At 65.7% G+C, this 19,463-nt stretch carries 19 protein-coding genes; 9 read left to right on the forward strand and 10 right to left on the reverse strand.

All coding sequences use genetic code 11. The annotated features are described in order from the left end of the window. Positions 1 to 9: 9 nt before the first annotated feature. The 6 genes from ACOOE2_RS17300 to ACOOE2_RS17325 form a co-directional block, all read right to left on the reverse strand. Positions 10 to 1,578, reverse strand: coding sequence for an MFS transporter (locus ACOOE2_RS17300; protein ID WP_420384221.1), 1,569 nt, complete (start codon positions 1,576 to 1,578; stop codon positions 10 to 12). Continuing rightward, complete coding sequence (gene queC / locus ACOOE2_RS17305; RefSeq protein WP_420384222.1) at positions 1,538 to 2,236, reverse strand: 7-cyano-7-deazaguanine synthase QueC; 699 nt, start codon at positions 2,234 to 2,236, stop codon at positions 1,538 to 1,540. The genes ACOOE2_RS17300 and queC overlap by 41 nt, the downstream gene beginning before the upstream one ends. Before the next feature lie 2 nt (positions 2,237 to 2,238). After that, positions 2,239 to 3,147 carry an Hsp33 family molecular chaperone HslO gene (locus ACOOE2_RS17310; protein ID WP_420384223.1) on the reverse strand — a complete coding sequence of 303 codons (909 nt, stop codon included), beginning with the start codon at positions 3,145 to 3,147 and terminating at the stop codon, positions 2,239 to 2,241. Between the two features lie 7 nt (positions 3,148 to 3,154). After that, complete coding sequence (gene argF / locus ACOOE2_RS17315; protein ID WP_420384224.1) at positions 3,155 to 4,072, reverse strand: ornithine carbamoyltransferase; 918 nt, start codon at positions 4,070 to 4,072, stop codon at positions 3,155 to 3,157. Beyond that, positions 4,069 to 5,262: an aspartate aminotransferase family protein gene (locus ACOOE2_RS17320; RefSeq protein ID WP_420384225.1), complete on the reverse strand. Its 1,194-nt coding sequence runs from the start codon at positions 5,260 to 5,262 to the stop codon at positions 4,069 to 4,071. Before ACOOE2_RS17320 ends, argF begins: the two co-directional genes overlap by 4 nt. A gap of 163 nt (positions 5,263 to 5,425) precedes the next feature. Next, positions 5,426 to 6,256: a cold-shock protein gene (locus tag ACOOE2_RS17325; RefSeq protein WP_420384636.1), complete on the reverse strand. Its 831-nt coding sequence runs from the start codon at positions 6,254 to 6,256 to the stop codon at positions 5,426 to 5,428. A gap of 351 nt (positions 6,257 to 6,607) precedes the next feature. On the opposite strand from ACOOE2_RS17325, the gene ACOOE2_RS17330 reads away from it, so the two are divergent. The 3 genes from ACOOE2_RS17330 to ACOOE2_RS17340 are packed head-to-tail and all read left to right on the forward strand — an operon-like array spanning position 6,608 to position 8,525. After that, on the forward strand, positions 6,608 to 7,060 hold the full coding sequence (locus ACOOE2_RS17330) for a TIGR01244 family sulfur transferase (RefSeq protein ID WP_420384226.1): 453 nt from the start codon (positions 6,608 to 6,610) through the stop codon (positions 7,058 to 7,060). After that, the gene (locus ACOOE2_RS17335; RefSeq protein ID WP_420384227.1) at positions 7,060 to 7,590 is read left to right on the forward strand and encodes a hypothetical protein; all 531 of its coding nucleotides are present in this window, start codon (positions 7,060 to 7,062) and stop codon (positions 7,588 to 7,590) included. The genes ACOOE2_RS17330 and ACOOE2_RS17335 overlap by 1 nt, the downstream gene beginning before the upstream one ends. Then, positions 7,590 to 8,525 carry a sterol desaturase family protein gene (locus ACOOE2_RS17340; RefSeq protein ID WP_420384637.1) on the forward strand — a complete coding sequence of 312 codons (936 nt, stop codon included), beginning with the start codon at positions 7,590 to 7,592 and terminating at the stop codon, positions 8,523 to 8,525. The genes ACOOE2_RS17335 and ACOOE2_RS17340 overlap by 1 nt, the downstream gene beginning before the upstream one ends. Here the strand turns inward: ACOOE2_RS17340 and ACOOE2_RS17345 are convergent, their stop codons facing one another. The 3 genes from ACOOE2_RS17345 to wecB form a co-directional block, all read right to left on the reverse strand. After that, entirely contained in the window at positions 8,526 to 9,245 is a 720-nt protein-coding gene (locus ACOOE2_RS17345; protein ID WP_420384228.1) for an NnrU family protein, read from the reverse strand. A 165-nt stretch (positions 9,246 to 9,410) separates the two neighbouring features. Next, positions 9,411 to 10,712 carry a UDP-N-acetyl-D-mannosamine dehydrogenase gene (wecC, locus tag ACOOE2_RS17350; protein ID WP_420384229.1) on the reverse strand — a complete coding sequence of 434 codons (1,302 nt, stop codon included), beginning with the start codon at positions 10,710 to 10,712 and terminating at the stop codon, positions 9,411 to 9,413. Then, the gene (wecB, locus tag ACOOE2_RS17355) at positions 10,702 to 11,838 is read right to left on the reverse strand and encodes a non-hydrolyzing UDP-N-acetylglucosamine 2-epimerase (RefSeq protein ID WP_420384230.1); all 1,137 of its coding nucleotides are present in this window, start codon (positions 11,836 to 11,838) and stop codon (positions 10,702 to 10,704) included. The genes wecC and wecB overlap by 11 nt, the downstream gene beginning before the upstream one ends. A gap of 448 nt (positions 11,839 to 12,286) precedes the next feature. Between wecB and ACOOE2_RS17360 the strand changes: the two genes are divergently transcribed. Together ACOOE2_RS17360 and ACOOE2_RS17365 are read left to right on the forward strand one after the other, a co-directional pair. Further along, positions 12,287 to 12,787, forward strand: coding sequence for an isoprenylcysteine carboxyl methyltransferase family protein (locus ACOOE2_RS17360; protein ID WP_420384231.1), 501 nt, complete (start codon positions 12,287 to 12,289; stop codon positions 12,785 to 12,787). Beyond that, positions 12,784 to 13,542: a methyltransferase family protein gene (locus ACOOE2_RS17365; RefSeq protein WP_420384232.1), complete on the forward strand. Its 759-nt coding sequence runs from the start codon at positions 12,784 to 12,786 to the stop codon at positions 13,540 to 13,542. Before ACOOE2_RS17360 ends, ACOOE2_RS17365 begins: the two co-directional genes overlap by 4 nt. On the opposite strand, the gene ACOOE2_RS17370 is transcribed toward ACOOE2_RS17365, so the two are convergent. Beyond that, on the reverse strand, positions 13,543 to 14,538 hold the full coding sequence (locus ACOOE2_RS17370; protein ID WP_420384233.1) for an agmatine deiminase family protein: 996 nt from the start codon (positions 14,536 to 14,538) through the stop codon (positions 13,543 to 13,545). Positions 14,539 to 14,635: 97 nt separating this feature from the next. Between ACOOE2_RS17370 and glnE the strand changes: the two genes are divergently transcribed. From glnE to ACOOE2_RS17390, 4 genes are all read left to right on the forward strand, one after another. Continuing rightward, complete coding sequence (gene glnE, locus ACOOE2_RS17375) at positions 14,636 to 17,320, forward strand: bifunctional [glutamate--ammonia ligase]-adenylyl-L-tyrosine phosphorylase/[glutamate--ammonia-ligase] adenylyltransferase (protein ID WP_420384234.1); 2,685 nt, start codon at positions 14,636 to 14,638, stop codon at positions 17,318 to 17,320. A 4-nt stretch (positions 17,321 to 17,324) separates the two neighbouring features. Then, complete coding sequence (locus ACOOE2_RS17380; RefSeq protein WP_420384235.1) at positions 17,325 to 17,792, forward strand: peroxiredoxin; 468 nt, start codon at positions 17,325 to 17,327, stop codon at positions 17,790 to 17,792. Next, positions 17,789 to 18,577, forward strand: a complete 789-nt coding sequence (locus tag ACOOE2_RS17385; RefSeq protein ID WP_420384236.1) for a ferritin-like domain-containing protein — start codon at positions 17,789 to 17,791, stop codon at positions 18,575 to 18,577. Before ACOOE2_RS17380 ends, ACOOE2_RS17385 begins: the two co-directional genes overlap by 4 nt. Positions 18,578 to 18,721: 144 nt before the next feature. Next, positions 18,722 to 19,441, forward strand: coding sequence for a M23 family metallopeptidase (locus ACOOE2_RS17390; RefSeq protein WP_420384237.1), 720 nt, complete (start codon positions 18,722 to 18,724; stop codon positions 19,439 to 19,441). The last annotated feature ends 22 nt before the right edge of the window (positions 19,442 to 19,463 follow it).

Consider the following 19,463-nt stretch of genomic DNA (forward strand, 5'->3'; position numbering starts at 1 on the left):
TCGAGCGGTTTATGGCGCGGTTGAACGCTCCGCCCTTGCGAGATGCCGCCACGCCAGCGCGAGCGAAACCAGTGCGAACGGCAGCACGGCCAGCACCGCGATCAGCCCGGTCTGCAGCGAATGCGTCGCCTGGGAAATGCGCCCGGTTGCATACGGCCCGACCGACAACCCCAGGATCGTCGCGCCCAGCAGCAATGCCGCTGTCGCCGTCCCGCGCACGCGCGGCGGCACGATATTGACCACGGTGCCCGCAGATCCGCCGACGCTGGCGCTCAGCAGGAACCATTGGGGAAACACCGCCGCGTAAAACACCCAGACAGACTGCGCGCTCATCGCCACTGCATACGGGATCAGCGACAACAGCAGCGCGCCGAACACCACCAGCACCCGGCGCGAATGGTACACCCCGCCCGACAGCAAATCGCCCAGCCAGCCGCCCGCGATCACTCCCAGCGCACCGCCCGCCGCGCCGCCGCCGCCCACCATCAGCGCGACTTGCGCAGGCGCCGCATGAAAATGCTGGATCGCATACAACGGCCCGAACCCCGACGACGCATAGGACACCGCGCAGCCTAGCCCGTACCCGATGATCACCAGCACCAGCGGCCGGTTCTGCCAGATCTGCGCAAACGCATCGGGATCGGTGTGCCGCATGCTCTGCGCCCATGACGCCACGGCATAACACCCCAGCCCCAGCACCAGCCACTGCGCCGGATCGGACAACAGTGCGGTCATGCCCGCCGCTGCCAGCATCGCCGCGACCAGAATCGCCAGATTGACCCCGAAGGCCCGGCGCCCGCGCCGCGCCGCGGCGATCAGCGTGAACGGCGGCGCGATCGTGCCGACATCGCGCACGAATTCGCGCCAGGCCGCCCGCGTACCCAATGTGACCACGACCGGCGCGGTATCGAACCGGCCGCGTACAGGCTCGCGCAAAGTCCGCACCCATAGCGCCAGCAACAGCCCCGGAATGCCCAGACCAAGGAACGCGACCTGCCACCCGGCCAGCCCGAACGGCCGCATCCCGGCCGCATATGCATGTTCCCACGCGTGCGCCAGCCCGGTGCCGATCGACAGCGCCACGCCGCCGCCGATATAGATGCCCGCAGAATAGATCGCGATCGCCGTCGCGCGCCGCCGCGCCGGAAAATAGTCCGACAGCAACGAATAGCCACACGGCGCCGCGCTTGCCTCGCCCACGCCCACGCCGATGCGCGCAAGCCCGATCTGGGTGAAATTGCCCGCAAGCCCGGATGCCGCCGTCATCGCCGACCATGTCGCCAGCCCCAGCGCGAGCAGCCGCCGGCGCGGCCAGCGATCCGCCAGTTTGCCCAGCGGAATGCCGAACACCGCGTAGAACACACCGAACGCCGTGCCATACAGAAACCCGAAATCGGCATCGGTGATATGCAGGTCGCGCTTGATATCGACCGCCAGAATGGTCAGCATCTGCCGGTCGATAAAATTCAATGTGTAGACCAGCATCAAAACGCCCAGCGCGTACCAGCCATAAGCGGGTCCGGGCGTGTGCAAGTCGTCAGCCTGGACCGGTTTGCCCGGTTCCGTAGCGTGTACCATCCTCTATCCCCGCTTCTGCAAAGCCGGCGCGGCGCAGACGACAGCTGTCGCACAGGCCGCAGGCCCTTCCATCGGGCATGGGATCATAACACGACCAGCTTTCGCCCGTGTCCAGCCCCAATCGCACTGCTTCGCGGGCAATATCGGCTTTTTTCAGATGCTGGAGCGGTGCGTGGACCGTGACATTGCCGCCCTTGTCGCCAAAGGTCGTCGCCAGGCGCGCCAGGTCCATAAATCCGGCAATGAATTCGGGCCGGCAATCGGGATAGCCCGAATAGTCGAGCGCGTTGACCCCGATGAAGATATCGGACGATCCCGCCGCCTCGGCCCAGGCCAGCGCGAGCGACAGAAACACCAGATTGCGCGCCGGCACATACGTTACCGGAATGTCGTCGGTTGGGCCGTCCTTTGGCACCGCGATATCATCGGTCAGCGCCGACCCGCCGAATTGCCGCAGATCGAGCGGCAACACGACATGGCGTTCGACGCCGACGCGCGCGGCAACCTTGCGCGCAGCGTCGAGCTCGATCCGGTGGCGCTGGTTGTAATCGAACGTCAGCGCCAGCACGCGATAGCCCTGTTCGCGTGCCAGCGCGGCACAGACCATCGAATCGAGCCCGCCCGACAACAGGACGACGGCGCGGGGTGCTTCAGACATCATCAGGGCTCCAGCACGATGTCGAATGCGCGCGAACAGAACGCGCAATCGACCACGATCGCGCCGTTGTCATCGACCATGTCGGCACGGTCGTCCGCCGGAAACCGCGCGAGCACCTGCCGGTAATAGTCGGCCGTGCAACGGCATCCACGCGACAGCTGCGGCCCCCGATCGACACGCACTTCGCGCTCTTCATGAAACAGCCGCCAGACCAGCGCCTCCAGCGACAGGTCGGCATTCAGCAGTTCGTCGCGGCGCACCGATCCGCCCATGACGGCCAGGTGTTCCCATTCGGGATGATCGAGCCGCGCATGCAGCCGCTCGCGCCCGTCCTCGCCTTCGGGCAGATGCTGCACCATCAGGCCGGCGGCGACGGCGTGACCTGCGCTGCAGTCCACCGCCACGCGGATCAGCGTGGGCACCTGTTCGGACTGAAAGAAATAGCTTTCCACCGCCGCCGCCAGCGTGTCGCCGGCCAGTGGCACGATCCCCTGATACCGCTGGTCGCTTTCGGCAAGGTCGAACGTCACCGCCAGATAGCCATCGCCAAACAGTGCATGCAGCGACGGATTGGGCCCCAGTTCATCCAATCGCGCGCGATCATGACGGACATAGCCGCGCAATTCGCCGGCGCGATAGTCGCACACCAGCAGGTCGATCACGCCGTCCTGCGTCTGCGCCTGCAGGGTCATCTGTCCGGCGTCGTCCTTCATCAGCGAACCCAGGATCGCGGTCAGCACCAGCGCCTCGGCCAGCAGATTGCGAATCGGCGCAGGATACGCGTGCGCAGTCAGGATCGTGTCGAGCACCGGGCCCAGCCGCACGACACGCCCGCGCGCATCCCGGTCGGCCACGGTGAAGGACAGCGTCCGGTCAAAGCCGGTTTCGTCAAACGGGATCGTCTCGGCCATCGCGCGCTCAGATCTGCCCGAACACCCAGCGCAAAATCGCCTTTTGCGCGTGGATGCGATTTTCCGCTTCGTCCCACACCACCGAGGCCGGGCCGTCGATGACCGCGTCGGTGACCTCTTCGCCGCGATGCGCGGGCAGGCAATGAAGGAACAGCGCATCGGCCTTCGCATGCGCCATCAGCGCCGCATTGACCTGATACGGCCCCATCGCAGCGAGTTTCTCGCCCGCCTCGGCCTGACCCATCGAAATCCAGGTGTCCGTCACCACGATATCGGCGCCGGCGACGGCCGCCACCGGATCGCGAAGCACCGATACGCCAGCGCCTGCACGCGCGATGAACCCGGCATCGCTGTCGTAACCGGCCGGCACGCCGATGCGCAGATCGAACCCGCACAGGCCCGACGCCTCGACGATCGAATTGAGCATGTTGTTGCCATCGCCCAGCCATGCCCAGGTCAACCCGGCCAGCGGCTTGCCGTGTTCGATCACCGTTTCAAGATCCGCCATGACCTGGCACGGATGCGACAGATCGGTCAGGCCGTTGATGACGGGCACTGTGGCATAATGCGCCAGCTCTTCCATCTTGGCATGGTCGCTGGTGCGCAGCATGATCGCGTCGGCCATCCGGCTGAGCACGCGCGCGGTATCGGCAATGCTTTCCCCGCGCCCCAGCTGGCTCGACCCTGCATCGAGCACCACCGCGCTGCCGCCAAGCTGACGCATCCCGACGTCGAACGAGACGCGCGTGCGTGTCGAATTCTTTTCGAACACCATCGCCAGCACGCGCCCTGCCAGCGGCGCATCGGCATCGATCTGCCCTTTGGGAAAGCCCGCACGCGCCGCCTTGCGCGCGACGGCATCGCTCAGGATGGCTTTCACGCCATCAGGCCCGGCATCGCCCAGATTGAGAAAGTGCCGCATCATGCCGCGGCGTCCTTGACCTGGAAGCTGGCGGTCCCTTCCGACAGCTTGTTCATGAATTCATCGATATGGCTGTCGTCGATGACCAGCGGCGGCAAGACCCGCATCGTCTGGTCGCCGGCCGCGACCAGCAGCAGCTGGTGGTTGTCGCGCAAATGCGCCACGAACGCGCGCGGTTCGATGCGCAGCTTTACCCCCAGCATCAGGCCCTTGCCGCGCACCAGCTCGAACATCTCGGGATAATTGCCGATGAACTGTTCCAGCCGCGCGCGCAGCCGCGCACCCATCGCCTGCACATTGTCGAGAAACGGCTGATTGGCCACGACATCGAGCACCGCGCCGGCCGCCGCCATCGCCAGCGGATTGCCGCCATAGGTGCTGCCATGCGCGCCGATGACCATGCCGCGCGCCGCCTTTTCGGTGGCGAGACACGCGCCCAGCGGAAACCCGCCGCCGATCCCCTTGGCCGTTGCCAGGATGTCGGGCTCCACGCCGTACTGTTCATAGGCGTAAAGCGAACCGGTGCGCGCGACGCCGCACTGCACTTCGTCGAGGATCAGCATCAGGTCATGCTGGTCGCACAGCGCGCGCAGGCCCTTGATGAATTCGCTCGAGGCATCGCGCACGCCGCCTTCGCCCTGGATCGGTTCGACCAGGAACCCTGCGGTGTGCGGCCCGATCAACGCCTCGGCCGCCGCCAGGTCATCGAACGGCGCATATTTAAAACCGGACAGCATCGGCGCAAAGCCCTTGTGCATCTTGTCCTGGTTCGACGCGCTGATCGTCGCCATCGTCCGCCCGTGAAAGGCATTGTTGAATGTGATCAGCTCATAGCGATCGGTATTGCCCTGATGCTGGTGATACGAACGCGCCGTCTTGATCGCGCATTCGACGGCTTCGGCGCCCGAATTTGTAAAGAACACGGTGTCGGCAAAGGTCAGGTCGATCAGCCGTTGCGCAATCGATTCGCCCTGTGGGCTGCCATACAGGTTCGACACATGCATCAGCGTCGCCGCCTGGTGCTGGATAGTGCTGATCAGATGTTCGTTCGAATGGCCAAGTGCATTGACGGCAATGCCGCTGGCAAAATCGAGATAGCGCGTACCGTCCTCACCGATCAGATGGCAATGATCGCCGCGCACCGGACGCACGCCGCACCGGGGATAGACGGGCATCAGCGGGGTGATTGTCATGGCTTGGCTCCTGTTCAGGCGAGGCGGTAGGAAAAATGATCTGTTGGAAAAATAGTCGCGCAAACGACAAATGGCGGCCCTTAGAAGGGCCGCCATCTGCGCGTTTTATTCGTCGTGTCGGTGACCGGCTACCAGCGCCGATCAGGCAAACACCCCGGTCAGGTCAATCGTGGCGCGGCACCAGATTGACAGCCGAATGCTTGCCTCGTCGATCGACTTCGAGGTCGAATTCCAGCTTGTCGCCTTCATTCAGTTCACGCATGCCCGACCGTTCGACCGCGCTGATGTGAACGAATGCATCGGGCTGTCCGTCTTCGCGCGTGATGAAGCCGAAGCCTTTCATCGCGTTGAAGAACTTGACCGTGCCCATGGCTTTTTCGCCGGTCAGCTGCCGCTGCGGGGCCGCAGCCTTGGCCGCAACCGCGATCACGTCGCCCACAACCTGAAGATCGGCTGCGGAAATCTTTCCGCCGCGATCGACCAGGTTGAACTGCAACTGCTGACCTTCGGCCAGACCTTCGAGGCCTGCACGCTCGACTGCGCTGATGTGCACGAACACATCTTCGCCGCCGTCTTCACGCTGGATGAAGCCAAAGCCCTTCTGGGTGTTGAAGAACTTGACGACACCCTTGCCCGTGCCGACCACTTGCGCCGGCATTCCGCCGCCGCCGCCGCCACCAGCGCCGCCGCGTGGGCCGCCAAAGCCGCCACCACCGCCGCCGCCGCGCGGGCCACCAAAGCCACCGCCGCCGCCTGCGCGATCACCGCCACCAAAGCCGCCGCCGCCGCCGGCACGATCGCCGCCGCCAAAGCCGCCGCGATCGCCACCGCCGAAGCCGCCGCGACCACCGCCGCCGCCACCGAAGCCGCCGCGATCAAAGCCTCCTCCGCCGCCGCCACCGCTGCTGAAACCGCCGTAGGGGTCGAAATTGCTGTCTTCGCCGAAACCGTCGCGCTTGTCGCGTCCGCGACGCCGCCCTCTGTCAAAACCCATAAAAATCAATAAACCTTGTTTCCGCTCCAGCTTACCTCGGTGCCGCAAGCCGGACGCGGGAGCCGGCGGCACGACAGGAGCTGCCCCGATCAAGATGACCGGTTTAGTCCATTGCAGGCCGACTATATCCGACAAAAACATGAATCGCGAACAGAATCTATGCAGGGCCGGGGTTTTTACATCAAACCCTGTGGCATTATTGCCCTGTTCGCCATTCCGTGTCCTGACGATAGACGCCAGACCATCGCTGTTCCCTTCGCACATCGAACCCGCTAGGCGAAAATCCACGCACTTCGCCCGAATCCGGACCTTGCGGAAATCAACCATTTGACGACGAAAGACGTGAGCGCAATGTTTCGCACTATCAACGACCGCCTGATGGTCAGCCCCCAGATCGGTGTCGAACAGGTCGCCACAGCCAAATCGCTGGGCGTCGGCCTGATCGTCAACAACCGTCCCGAGGACGAATCGGCAGACCAGACCCCGGGCGCGACGATCGCCGCCGCCGCCGCGCAGGCCGGCATCGCCTATGTCGCGATCCCCGTCGGCCATTCCGGTTTCTCGCTGAATCAGGTCGACGCGCTCGATGCCGCGCTGAAACAGGCGGGGGATGCACCGGTATTGGCCTATTGCCGCTCGGGCACGCGATCGACCCTGTTGTGGGCGCTGACCATGGCACGCGGCGGCATGGCGCCGGCCCGCATCGCGCAGGCCGCTGCCGACGCCGGCTACGACGTGTCGCCGCTGCAGGCGCAGATCGACATCCTGGCCGCAGGACATGCCGGCAACGCAGCCAAGCCCTGATGCATCGCCACGCTGCCAAGCTTCATCCGCCCGACGCGCCGCATGTGCATCTGGGCGCCCAGATTGCCGCGCTGTTTGCCCGCCCGGACGTGGGGCCGTGGCTGATGCTGGCGGCAGAGGTCGTGGTGTCGCTGATCGCGATCGTCGGGCTGTACTGGCTTGCCCGCGCGCTGGCGCTGGGCGGCGATGTGCGGATTGCCGACCGGGCCCATGCCGCAAGCCTGGCCGAGGCGAGCTTTCCCGGATTTGCCGCAGAGGACATCACGCTCGACATCACGCTCGATCGCGCGCGAATCGGCGCACTGGTGCGCAATCGCGCTGGGCGCGTGGTGCTGATCCGGCGTCACGGCGCGCGCTTCGTTGCGCGCGAGCTTACCGACACCAACGGCATCCGGCTCGATCGCCACACGCTCACGCTCGATACCAACGATACGCGCTTTGGCACGCTGACGCTCGATCTGGGCCCCGAGGCCCAGACCTGGGCCGCGAGCCTGCGCCGCCTGAACGGCGAAACCGGAACCTACGCATGATGAATTTGGCCCAGATTACCCAGCAGGCCGCGACCACCGGGCTCGATATCCTGCCTTTCGCGGTACCGTTTTTCGTCGGGTCGATCGTCGTGGAAATGGTGTGGGCGGCACGCCATGCACCAGGCAGCTACGAGCCCGGCGATACGCTGACTTCGCTGCTGATGGGTCTTGGCAGCACGATTGCCGCAGGACTTGTCGCAGGCGTGATCGTCGTTGCCGCGGGCTGGCTCTATGCGCACCGCGTGGCGACCGTGCCGGTGGCATGGTGGGCTTGGCCGATCACCTGGATCGCGGTCTTCGTGCTCGACGATTTCAACTATTACTGGTTTCACCGCACCGCGCATCGCGTCCGCTGGTTCTGGGCGGCGCATGTCAACCACCATTCCAGCCAGCATTACAACCTGTCGACCGCGCTGCGCCAGACCTGGACCGGGTTCCCCGCGCTGTCGTTCGCATTCCGCATCTGGCCGGCGTTTTTCGGCGTGGCGCCGGGCATGCTGCTGACCGTGGGCGCCATCAATCTGGTCTATCAGTTCTGGATTCATACCGAGGCGGTGCGCCGCATGCCGCGCTGGTTCGAGGCGGTGATGAACACCCCGTCGCACCACCGCGTGCACCACGGCACCAATCCGCGCTATCTCGACCGCAATTACGCCGGCGTGCTGATCGTGTGGGATCGCCTGTTCAAAAGCTTCGAGGCCGAGCGCGATGACGATCCGGTGCGCTATGGCATCGTGCACCAGCTGGGTACGTTTTCACTGGTGACAGTTGCTTTTCACGAATGGCGCGCGATCGGCCGCGACCTGTGGCGCGCGCCGCTTCGTGCAAAGCTGGGCTACCTGGTGCGCGAGCCAGGCTGGCGCCATGACGGCAACCACACCACATCGGCAGTGCTGCGCGAACGCTGGCGCGCGACGCAGGACGACGAAAAATAGTTATCCGTTCAGCATGCTATCCGCCAGCCACACGCCGACCGGCGCGTGCAGCGCATACGTGTGAAACCACGTCAGCCCCAGCCAGACCAGCAGCGCCAGCAGCCACAAACCGCCGGGCGCCGCGATCCGGCGCAGATCCGGCCAGAACGGCGTCCGTTCCATCCACGTAACCCAGGGCGCGCCGATCAACGCGGTCAACTTGCGATCCTGCGCGCGCGAACCATAGATCGCCAGCACTGCCAGCCCGCCGAAAAACACCAGATCGCGCGCATTCGGCGCAAGCAGGAATTCGGCAAGCGACCATAGCGCAAAGGCGAAATTCATCGGATGGCGCGTGATTTCGAACACGCCCTTGGGCAGATGGCCAAGCTGGCGCTCGCGCCCGCCCGAGCGGTTGGTCTGCCCGGCGCTGACCGGCGCCAGCAGCGCCGGATTGCCCGACACCGACCCCGCCAGCAGCACGAGCGCCAGTCCGGTGAGCACGTCATAGGCCACTTGCGGGCCGACACCCGGCAGCCACAGCACCGGATCGCGCGGGGCATAGCGAAACGCCGTCGCCCCGATTGCCAGCGCTGCCGCCGCAATCACCGAATAGGCGATGCGAAAGCCCTGTTCGCCAAACACCGCGATAGCGGCCCGGCGCAATGGGTGTGACAGCGCGAAATGACCACCCACGAACACAACCGTCGCAGCCAGCAGGATGATCAGTTCGATAGGCATTCGCGTGGCAGACCTTTGATTTCCCGGCCCGCACAACACAGATCAGGCCCGGGTCCAGCCCCGGATTATTGCCCCGGGCCCTTGGACCCGGGTCAATGTCTGGCGCATGAACGGCTGCCCCTCTATCAGATTAACCCAACGCGCGTCTTTTAACGATACCGGCGCTCAACTGGCCAGGCGCAACCCCGTGGCGACGTCGGGCTCGGGCTGATCAGGCCAGATGCCGCGCGTATCATACACCGCCTTGCCCGCACGCTCGGCCAGCGGCACGACGCGGAACACGTCATGATCGACCAGCACGATCAGCACGTCACACGTTTCCAGCGCGGTATCGATATCGATCAGGCTGGCGCCGGTATCGGCAAATTCCACCGGCAATGCCGAGGCATACGGCTCGACGATATCGACCCGCGCGCCATAGCGCCGCGCGATCCGCGCTGCGGCAAACCGCGCCGGGCTCTCGCGAAAGTCGTCGATATTGGCCTTGAACGCCAGGCCCAGGCACGCGATCCGCGCATCGGGGTGCTGGTCGATCAGGGTGCACGCGCGCTCGATCACATGGTGCATCTTGGCGTCGTTGACCTGGCGCGCGGTGCGGATCAGCGCGGTGTCCTCGGGCGCGCCGTGCACGATGAACCACGGATCGACCGCGATGCAATGCCCGCCGACGCCGGGCCCGGGCTGCAGGATATTGACGCGCGGATGGCGGTTGGCCAGCCGGATCACTTCCCACACGTCGAGCCCCATGCGATCCGCCACCATCGACAGTTCGTTGGCAAAGGCGATGTTGACGTCGCGATAGGCGTTTTCGACCAGCTTGGTCATTTCGGCCGAGCGCGCATCGGTGGTGATGCACGCGCCGCGCACAAAGCGCTTGTAGAATGCCAGCGCCTTGCGCGCGCAACGCGGCGTGATCCCGCCGATCGAACGATCGTTGTTGGTCAGCTCTTCCAGAATGCGCCCCGGCAGCACGCGTTCGGGGCAATAGGCAATCGATACGTCAGGCGTTTCGCGTGTCGTACCCGGGAATTTAAGATCGGGGCGCAGCCCGGCCATCAGGTCGCGCATCGCTTCGGTCGTGCCCACGGGCGACGTCGATTCGAGGATGACCGTATCGCCGGCCTTGATCACGGCGGCCACTTGCGTCGCTGCATTCATGACATACGACACATCGGGCGTATGCAGCCCGTCCTTGGCAAACGGCGTCGGCACCGCGATCACGAACACGTCGGCCGGCTCGATCTGCGTCGATGCGCGCAACAGCTTGCGCTGCACCACGCCGCGCACCAGGCCATCGAGATCGACTTCCTCGATGTGGATCTCCCCGCGGTTGATCGTGGCGATCACATGCTCCGACACATCGAGCCCGAGCACCGGGCACCCGGCACGCGCGATGATCGCCGCGGTCGGCAGCCCGATATAGCCGAGGCCGACGACGCAGACGGTCGGTTTCAAATCACCCTGCATTGACCAATAGCTCCATGATGCGGGGCGCGGACTGCCCGTCGCCAAACGGATTGTGCGCGCGCGCCATTGCGCTGTAGGCTGCCTTATCATCGAGCAGCGTGAATATTTCGGAAACGATCCGCACAGGATCGGTCCCGACCAGCTTCGCCGTGCCCGCCGCCACACCTTCGGGCCGCTCGGTCGCCTCGCGCATCACCAGCACCGGCTTGCCCAGCGCGGGCGCTTCTTCCTGCACCCCGCCGCTGTCGGTCAACATGATCTCGGCCATCCCGAGCAGCCGCGCAAAATGCGGATAATCGAGCGGCTCGATCAGCGCGACATTGTCGAGCCCCGCCAGTTCCGCAGCCATCACGCGGCGCACATTGGGATTGGGATGCACCGGAAAGATCAGCGCCACATCGGGCCGCGCCGCAATCGTGCGGATCGCGGTGGCAATCGCCTCCAGCCCACCGCCGAAATTTTCACGCCGATGGCTGGTCACGCCGATAATCCGCCGCCCGGCAAACCGCGCTTCCAACTCTCTCAAGCCTCCGGCCAGCGCCGGCTCGTCGGCGATCTTCCTGGTCACCCACTGCAGCGCGTCGATCACGGTGTTGCCCGTCACATGGATCGTATCGGCCGCCACATTCTCTGCAAGCAACGCGTCGGCGGCCGTCTGCGTCGGCGCGAAATGCAGCGCGGCGATCGTGCCGATGATCTTGCGGTTCACCTCTTCGGGCCAGGGGTGATAGATATTATGGCTGCGCAACCCCGCCTCGACATGCGCCACGCGGATCTTGCGATAATACGCCGCCATCGCCCCCGCCATTGCTGTCGCGGTATCCCCCTGCACCACGACCCAGTCAGGCTTTTCGGCATCCATGACCCCGCCAAGACCTGTCAGCAACGCGGCCGTCAGCGCATCGAGTGTCTGATCGGGTCGCATCAGATCGAGATCGTGATCGGCGGTGATCCCGGCAATCGCCATCACCTGGTCCAGCATGCCCCGGTGCTGCGCCGAAATGCACACGCGCACGCGAAAACGCGGGTCGCCGCGCAGCGCATGAACAACCGGAAACATCTTTATGGCCTCCGGACGGGTGCCGAAAACGATCAGGACGGTCTGGCAATCGGTACGGTCAGTCATGTTCAAGGCCCTAGCGCATGCAGGTTAATTCCGGACTAAATTACCATGCCAATGTCGGTTGCGAAAACGTGCTGGCAGACCGTGCGCGTTGAACCTTTGCCTGGTGCGGGGAAACAATCGCACACCACGCGCGCGGGAGCGGAACAGTCGCGACGCGCCATCATTCCACATAAAACGGACAAAAGGTTTATTGCATGAAAATCCCCACGATGATTCATGCAGCCGGTGTCTGCGCGAGGACTGGCCCACTCCTCCCCAACATCCGCCCCACTCGTCGCCCCGGACTTGATCCGGGGTCCCGCTGCCTTTCGCGCAACGGCGCGGTTCGCACGCAACGCCTGCCCGGCGCGAAAGGAAGCACAATCCCGGATCAAGTCCGGGATGACGAGTGGAGTGGGGATTGTCATTCGTCGCGCGATTTGGCGTTTCACCCAACATGGCAGGCAGCATGACTCTACCTTATGCGATCATGGTGTTCGTCACGCTGCAGCGGCTTGCCGAACTGGTCATCGCGTCGCGCAACACGCGCGCGCTCAAGGCGCGCGGCGCGGTCGAATACGGCGCGGCGCATTACCCGGTGATGATCGCGCTGCACGGCACGTGGCTGATCGTGCTGTGGGCCACGGTCGGGGGCCGTCCGGTCAATTTGCCGATGCTGGCGCTGTTCGCCGTGCTGCAGGCCTTGCGCATCTGGGTGCTCGTCACGCTGGGCTCGCGCTGGACCACCCGGATCATCGTGTTGCGCGGTGCGCCATTGGTGACCGGGGGGCCGTTCCGTATCCTGCGGCATCCCAATTATTGCGTGGTGATCAGCGAGATTGCCGTGCTGCCGCTGGTGTTCGGGCTGGTATGGGTGGCGGTGTTGTACTCGTTGCTCAATGCGGCGATGCTGTGGGTTCGCATCGGGGCGGAAAACCGCGTGCTTTACGACGATCCACACCCCGCGTGACAAGCGCTGCTCAGCGTCCCGGCGCCATCATGGTCGCGGTGCTTTACGGGCTGTGCTGCCATATCGCCTTCATCGCCGGGGTCGGCGCGATGATGGTCGTGCTGTTCACCGGCATGACCTGGGGCCTGGGCCGCCTGCCCGCACCCTGGTCATGGTTCGCCGATGCCTTCCTGCTGGTGCAGTTTCCGCTGCTGCACACCGCAATGTTGTCCAGGCCCGGCGGCGCGGTGCTGCGGCGGCTTGCTCCGTCGGGCCTCGGCGCATCGCTGATGCCGACGACCTACGCACTGATTGCATCGCTGCAAACCGGCCTGCTGTTCCTGGGCTGGACGCCGATCGGCGGCGTGCTGTGGCAGGCGCACGGGATCACGCTCGCGATCTTTGCGACATGCTATGCCGGCGCATGGCTGCTGTTGCTCAAGGCCATACTCGATGCCGGCTTTGCGCTGCAGACCGGCCTGCTGGGCTGGCGCGCGGTGGTGCGCAACCAGGCGCCGGTGTATCCACCGATGCCGACGCGCGGACTGTTCCGGGTGATCCGCCAGCCGATCTATGTCGCATTTGCGCTGACGTTATGGACCGTGCCGACGATCACCCCTGACGGGCTCGTCGTGGCGTTGGTGTTGACCGCGTATTGCGTGACGGGATCGATGGTCAAGGAAGCCCGGTTCGCCCGCCGCTTCGGCCCGGCGTTTGCCCACTATCGCGCCAGAACGCCGTTCTGGGTGCCGTTCATGCCCGGCCGAAAAGGCTGATCAGGCGCGCGGCAAATGCTGGCTGGAACAATGAAACCCGCCCCCGCCCGCCAGCACCGCGTCCCCCATCAGCCCGATCGTGTCGCGCCCGGGAAACAGCGCCGCGATCGCCGCCACGCCATCGGCATCGTGCGGCGATCCGAACACCGGCACTATGACGCAATGCGTGGTCACGACGAAGTTCATGTAACTTGCCGGCTGGATCATCCCGTCGGTTTCGATCCGCCCGGGCGACGGCACCTCGACCACCTCAACGCCAAAATCCCGCGCCCGTGCCGCCGCATCGGCATAAATCGCGGCGTTGGGATCATCGCGCCCGGTCGCACGCGGCAGCGCCAGGCGGTTGGCGCCGACGAACCGCGCCAGATTGTCGACATGGCCATCGGTGTGATCGTTGATCAGCCCCTCACCCAGCCACAGCACCCGGTCATACCCCAGATCACGCGCCAGCCGCATTTCCAGATCGCCGCGCGACAGATGCGGATTGCGATTGGGATTGAGCAGGCACTGCTCGGTCGTCGCAACCAGCCCGGTGCCATCGCCATCGAGCGCCCCGCCCTCCAGCACCCAGTCCGCGCGCGTCGCAGGCAGCCCCGCGCCGGCAGAAAGATCGGCGCCGATCTCCTGGTCCCCCGGCATCAGATATTTGCCGCCCCACCCGTTGAACCCGAACAATCGCGCCGCGCGCCCGCCCGCACCGTCGCACACCACCAGCGGCCCGGTATCGCGCAACCACACATCGCCATAAACGCGGGTTTCCAGCGTGACTTTTGCCGAAGTCAGCGCGCGCGCCCGGGCCGCATTCGCGTCATCGCGCACGATCAGCCGCACGTCCTGCCCGCTCTGCGCCACGGCATTGGCAAACGTCGCGATCTGCTGCTGCGCACGATCGAACGCCCCGCCCCATTCCGCGGCGATATGCGGAAATCCGATCCACAGCAGAGTCTGCGGGTGCCATTCGGGCGGCATGCGCCATGGGGCGGATTGTGTCGTCATTGCAGCGCCTTTCGAATTTGGCCGCGCCCTAGTCGGTTTTTTGCGACAGCGCCACGCCGGCCTTGTCACGATCGACCGGTCGGCGCAGGGAAAAAGCATGACCGACTGGACCGATGGTTTGCACCGCGCCCGCGCCCATGCGCCGTTTCTGGCGCGCGCGCTCGATCGGCGACCCGACATTGCCGAAATGCTGGCCAGGGGCAAGGTCGATGCCGCGATGGCGCTGGTGCGATCGTCGGGCACCGTCGCCGACACCGGTGTAGCCCTGCGGCGCGAGCGGCTGGCGCTGAGCCTCGTCGTCGCGATCGCCGATCTGGCGGGCGCCTACGACCTCACGCAAGTCGTCACCGCGCTGACCGATTTTGCCGACCGCGCGCTCGATGCCGCGATCGGCGCCGCGATCCGCCGGCGCGTTCCTGATGCGCCATCCGTCGGGCTGTCCGGCATCGCGCTGGGCAAGATGGGCGCGCGCGAGCTGAACTATTCGTCGGACATCGATCCGATCCTGCTGTTCGATCCCGAAACCCTGCCCCGGCGCGACCGCGACGATCCGGCCGAGGCCGCGCAGATGGCCGCGCGCCACATCGTCGATCTGCTGTCGACGATTACAGCCGAAGGCCATGTGTTCCGCGTCGATCTGCGACTGCGCCCGCAGTCTGAGATAACGCCGCTCGCGCTGTCGTTCGGTGCCGCGATCACGCATTACGAATCGAGCGCGCTCGCCTGGGAACGCGCGGCGTTCATCCGCGCGCGCGCCGCATCGGGCGATATCGCGGCGGCGCAGAGTTTTCTCGACACGATCCGGCCGTTCGTGTGGCGGCGCAGTCTCGATTTCGGGGCGATTGCCGAAATCGCGCGGCTGACCACGCGCATCCGCGACCATTATGCCGCGGGCCAGGCGATCGGCCCCGGGTATGACCTGAAGCGCGGACGCGGCGGCATTCGCGAAGTCGAATTCTTTGCGCAGACGTACCAGCTCATCCACGGCGGCCGCAATCCGGCGCTGCGGCTGCGCGGCACGCGCGCCTCGCTCGATGCGCTGGCCGATGCCGCAATCATCGCGCCCGATGATGCGCGGGTGCTGGGCGAATCGTATGACCGATTGCGCACGATCGAGCACCGCCTGCAGATGGTCGGCGACAAGCAGACGCACAGCCTGCCCACCGACGCGGGCGCGCTCGACACCATTGCAGCTCTGGACGGTACGACAGGCGCGGCGCTGGTGGCGGAACTGGCCGCGATTTCCGACCAGGTCGGCACCCGGTTCGACGCGCTGATCGCCACACTCGCGCCGCGCGGCGCGGTTGCGGTGCCGGATCAGCCGCTGGCGCGGGATTTGCGCGAGTTGGGCTTTGCCGAACCCGACGCGCTGGCCACGCGGATCGAAGGCTGGGGCAACGGCAAGTTCCGCGCGCTGCGCAGCGAAGCTGCGCGCGAGGCCTTTGCGCAGATCCGCGCGCCGTTGCTGCGGGCGCTGGCCGCCGCGCCAGACCAGGCGCGTGCGCTGCTCCGGTGGGAACAGCTGATCGAGCACCTGCCGTCGGCGATCAATATCTTTCGCCTGCTGGAGGCGCGACCCGCGCTGTTCGACGTGGTGATGCGCGTGCTCGCGCATGCGCCGCTGCTGGCCGATGACCTGGCGCGGCGCGCGGACCTGCTCGACGCGCTGATCGACCGGACCGCGTTCGATCTGCCCGGCGACGTGCCGGCGATCGCGGCGCGGCTGTCGCGCACCGAAAAGGGCGACGATTACCAATGCCTGCTCGACGCGGTGCGGCGCCGCGTCGGCGAAATGCGCTTTGCGCTCGGCGTGCAGTTGATCGAGCAGGCACACGGCGCGCTTGCCATCGCCAACGCCTTGTCGCGCGTGGCCGAGGCGACGATCGACGTGCTGACCACCGCGACCGAGGCCGAATTCGCCGGCGTGCACGGCCATGTGCCCGACAGCCGATTGGTCATTCTGGGCCTCGGCCGGCTGGGCGGCGGCGCGCTGACCCATGCGTCCGACCTCGATCTCATATTCCTGTTCAGCGGCGATTATGCGCACGATTCGGATGGCGCCCGGCCGCTGGGCGGCACGTTGTATTACACCCGGCTGTGCCAGCGCGTGACGGCCGCGCTGTCGGCACCGACCGCGGCGGGCGCGCTGTACGATGTCGATACCCGGCTGCGCCCGTCGGGCACGCAAGGGCCGATTGCGGTCACGCTCGACAGTTTCGCGCGGTACCAGCGCGAGGAGGCGTGGACCTGGGAACACATGGCGCTGTGTCGCGCGCGCGTTGTCCATGGCAGCGACGCAGACCGCGCCGCGCTGGCCGCAATTATCGACAGCGTGCTGACGATGCCGCGCGATCCTGCCGCGCTGCGTGCCGACGTGTTGAAAATGCGCGGCGAAATGGCCCGGCACAAACCGCCGCGCGGGCCGATGGATGTCAAACTGGCGCGCGGCGGCCTGGTCGATGCCGAATTCATCGTGCACTATCTCCAATTGCGCGAACGCACGGCGTTCAACACCGATCTGGGCCTGGCAATATCTGCGCTTGCCGATGCCGGGCTGGTGCCGCATGCCATGCGCGTAAGCCATGACCTGCTCGCCCGTTTGCTGGTGGTGGTGCGGCTGATGGCCCCCGACGGCGCATTTCCGCCAGAGGCCAGCCGCGCGATCGTCGCGCATGCCTGCGGTGAAGCGGACTGGGACCACCTGATCGCCGCGATTGCCGCAGCACGCGCGGCGATCGCGGCCACCTGGCAGACTGTATTTTGCGAAACGCTGGAGACCTGATGCAATGACCCTGACAATCGGCGAAAGCCTGCCCCCGATCACGCTGGTTTCACCCGATGGCGAACCGGTGAAAACGTCCGACTTCGCCGGCCAGAAACTCGTGCTGTTCTTCTATCCCAAGGACGATACGCCGGGCTGCACCACGGAAAACAAGGATTTTTCCACGCTGTCCGCGCAATTTGCCGAGGCCGGAACCGCGTTGCTGGGGATCAGCAAGGACCCGCCGCAGAAACACCACCGGTTCATCGAAAAGCACGGGCTGAAGGCCCCGCTGGCCACCGACGCCGAAACCGCGGGCCTGTCCGACGCGCTGGGGATCTGGACCGAAAAATCGATGTATGGCCGCACCTATATGGGCATGGAGCGCACGACGCTGCTGATCGGTGCCGATGGCCGCATTGCGCAGATCTGGCGCAAGGTGAAAGTCAAGGACCACGCCAAAGAGGTGCTGGCGGCTGCAAAAGCGCTGTGAAATCTGTTGCCCAGGCGATCCGCGCCGCAATCCTGACCGCCGATCCGCGCGCCAAGGTCATGGCCACGCGGACAATCGCACGCGACTGGGCGACTGGGCAGCTTGCGCCGCTGTTCGACGTGGCGATGCCCGATACGCCTGCACGGCCCGAACGGCCCGAGCTGCGCCCACCCAATGCGATGCCCCGGCGGGGACGCGGCGGATCGGAACGCGGACGGATCACGCTGATCCACGCGCTGTGCCACATCGAATTCGTCGCGATCGACCTGGCACTCGACGCCGCCGGACGGTTCGGCGGCGAGTGCGGGAGCCGGTTCATCACCGACTGGCTGGGCGTTGCGGCAGACGAAGCTATTCATTTCGCGCTGCTGTCGCGTCGGCTGAAAACGCTGGGCAGCGAATACGGCGCGATGCCCGCGCACGATGGCCTGTGGGATGCGGCGCGCGACACTGCGCATGATGTCATGGCCCGGCTGGCGATCGTGCCGATGGTGCTGGAGGCACGCGGGCTCGACGTCACACCGGTGATGATCGAACGTTTTGCCGCGGCCGGCGACATGCGCACCACACGCATCCTGCAACGAATCCTTGACGACGAAATCCGCCATGTCGGCTTGGGCACAAGTCAGTTCAGCGCGCTGTGTGCAGAGCGCGGCGATGCGCCGCCGGCGGCCTGGCAAACGCTTGTGGCGCGGCACTTTCGCGGCTCGGTTAAGCCTCCGTTCAACGACTCGGCGCGTCGGTCAGCCGGTTTGTCGTATGAATTCATGCAAGGGGTTGCCTGAATCAGGCACATACCGTTAGGCCTGCAACCGCACCGGCCAACGATGCGCGCAGGCAAAACGCCCCGCAAAGATGGCTTCGGGCAGGCGCGTAACGGACCTCTTTTCGGGTAACGGCGCGGGGGTGAAAAGGTTCCAACGGTCGCAATGCTGTTCAACAAATTCTTTCCCGCCGCGCTGGTGCTCGCTTCCTGCGCCATCGCTCAACCAGCCCTGGCCAGCAGCGCTGCTTCTGCCGACATCACCGCACCGCTTCGCGCCGCCGAGGCCGCCCGCAACGGCGATGCCGGCCGCGTGGCGACACCGGGTGACAACGAATTCCGCCAGCTCTTTGCCAATTGGCGCGCGCTCGACACCGGCCGCGCTTATTCGCGCACGAACCTGTCGATGGCCGACACCGGTTCCGCATCGATCCCGATGCTTGTGCCCGTGAATTCCAGCCGCGCGATGAGCAGCAATTTCGGCATGCGCACCCACCCCGTGCTGGGCGGATACCGCATGCACAAGGGCGTCGATCTGCCCGCCCCCACCGGCACCCCGATCCATGCCACTGCCGATGGCGTGATCGGTATGGCCGACTGGTTCGGCGGATACGGCCTGTGTGTCGAAGTCGAACACGGCGCCAATCTGGAAACGCGCTATGGCCACATGTCGCGCATCGCGGTTGCCCAGGGGCAGCACGTGCATCGCGGCGACGTGATCGGCTATGTCGGGTCGACCGGCCGCTCGACCGGTTCGCATCTTCATTACGAAGTGCGCATCGCGGGCGAAGCGGTCAACCCGGTTCCTTACCTGCAGATCGCCGATGTCAATTCGGGCGTGGTGCTGGCGGCCAACACCGCCGTGCCGACCAGCCCGGAAGAATAATTCAGGCGGAAAACCGCCACGT

Source organism: Novosphingobium sp. (assembly GCF_965214355.1).
Taxonomy (GTDB): domain Bacteria; phylum Pseudomonadota; class Alphaproteobacteria; order Sphingomonadales; family Sphingomonadaceae; genus Novosphingobium.

Bases quoted from the DNA above. Each gene is read 5' to 3' on its own strand.
- ACOOE2_RS17330 (WP_420384226.1), top strand. From the start codon at position 6,608: ATGTTTCGCACTATCAACGACCGCCTGATGGTCAGCCCCCAGATCGGT.
- ACOOE2_RS17300 (WP_420384221.1), bottom strand. From the start codon at position 1,578: ATGGTACACGCTACGGAACCGGGCAAACCGGTCCAGGCTGACGACTTG.
- glnE (WP_420384234.1), top strand. From the start codon at position 14,636: ATGACCGACTGGACCGATGGTTTGCACCGCGCCCGCGCCCATGCGCCG.
- wecB (WP_420384230.1), bottom strand. From the start codon at position 11,838: ATGACTGACCGTACCGATTGCCAGACCGTCCTGATCGTTTTCGGCACC.
- ACOOE2_RS17360 (WP_420384231.1), top strand. From the start codon at position 12,287: ATGACTCTACCTTATGCGATCATGGTGTTCGTCACGCTGCAGCGGCTT.
- argF (WP_420384224.1), bottom strand. From the start codon at position 4,072: ATGATGCGGCACTTTCTCAATCTGGGCGATGCCGGGCCTGATGGCGTG.
- ACOOE2_RS17325 (WP_420384636.1), bottom strand. From the start codon at position 6,256: ATGGGTTTTGACAGAGGGCGGCGTCGCGGACGCGACAAGCGCGACGGT.
- ACOOE2_RS17345 (WP_420384228.1), bottom strand. From the start codon at position 9,245: ATGCCTATCGAACTGATCATCCTGCTGGCTGCGACGGTTGTGTTCGTG.
- ACOOE2_RS17390 (WP_420384237.1), top strand. From the start codon at position 18,722: ATGCTGTTCAACAAATTCTTTCCCGCCGCGCTGGTGCTCGCTTCCTGC.
- ACOOE2_RS17320 (WP_420384225.1), bottom strand. From the start codon at position 5,262: ATGACAATCACCCCGCTGATGCCCGTCTATCCCCGGTGCGGCGTGCGT.
- ACOOE2_RS17370 (WP_420384233.1), bottom strand. From the start codon at position 14,538: ATGACGACACAATCCGCCCCATGGCGCATGCCGCCCGAATGGCACCCG.
- ACOOE2_RS17310 (WP_420384223.1), bottom strand. From the start codon at position 3,147: ATGGCCGAGACGATCCCGTTTGACGAAACCGGCTTTGACCGGACGCTG.
- wecC (WP_420384229.1), bottom strand. From the start codon at position 10,712: ATGCAGGGTGATTTGAAACCGACCGTCTGCGTCGTCGGCCTCGGCTAT.
- queC (WP_420384222.1), bottom strand. From the start codon at position 2,236: ATGTCTGAAGCACCCCGCGCCGTCGTCCTGTTGTCGGGCGGGCTCGAT.
- ACOOE2_RS17335 (WP_420384227.1), top strand. From the start codon at position 7,060: ATGCATCGCCACGCTGCCAAGCTTCATCCGCCCGACGCGCCGCATGTG.
- ACOOE2_RS17380 (WP_420384235.1), top strand. From the start codon at position 17,325: ATGACCCTGACAATCGGCGAAAGCCTGCCCCCGATCACGCTGGTTTCA.
- ACOOE2_RS17340 (WP_420384637.1), top strand. From the start codon at position 7,590: ATGAATTTGGCCCAGATTACCCAGCAGGCCGCGACCACCGGGCTCGAT.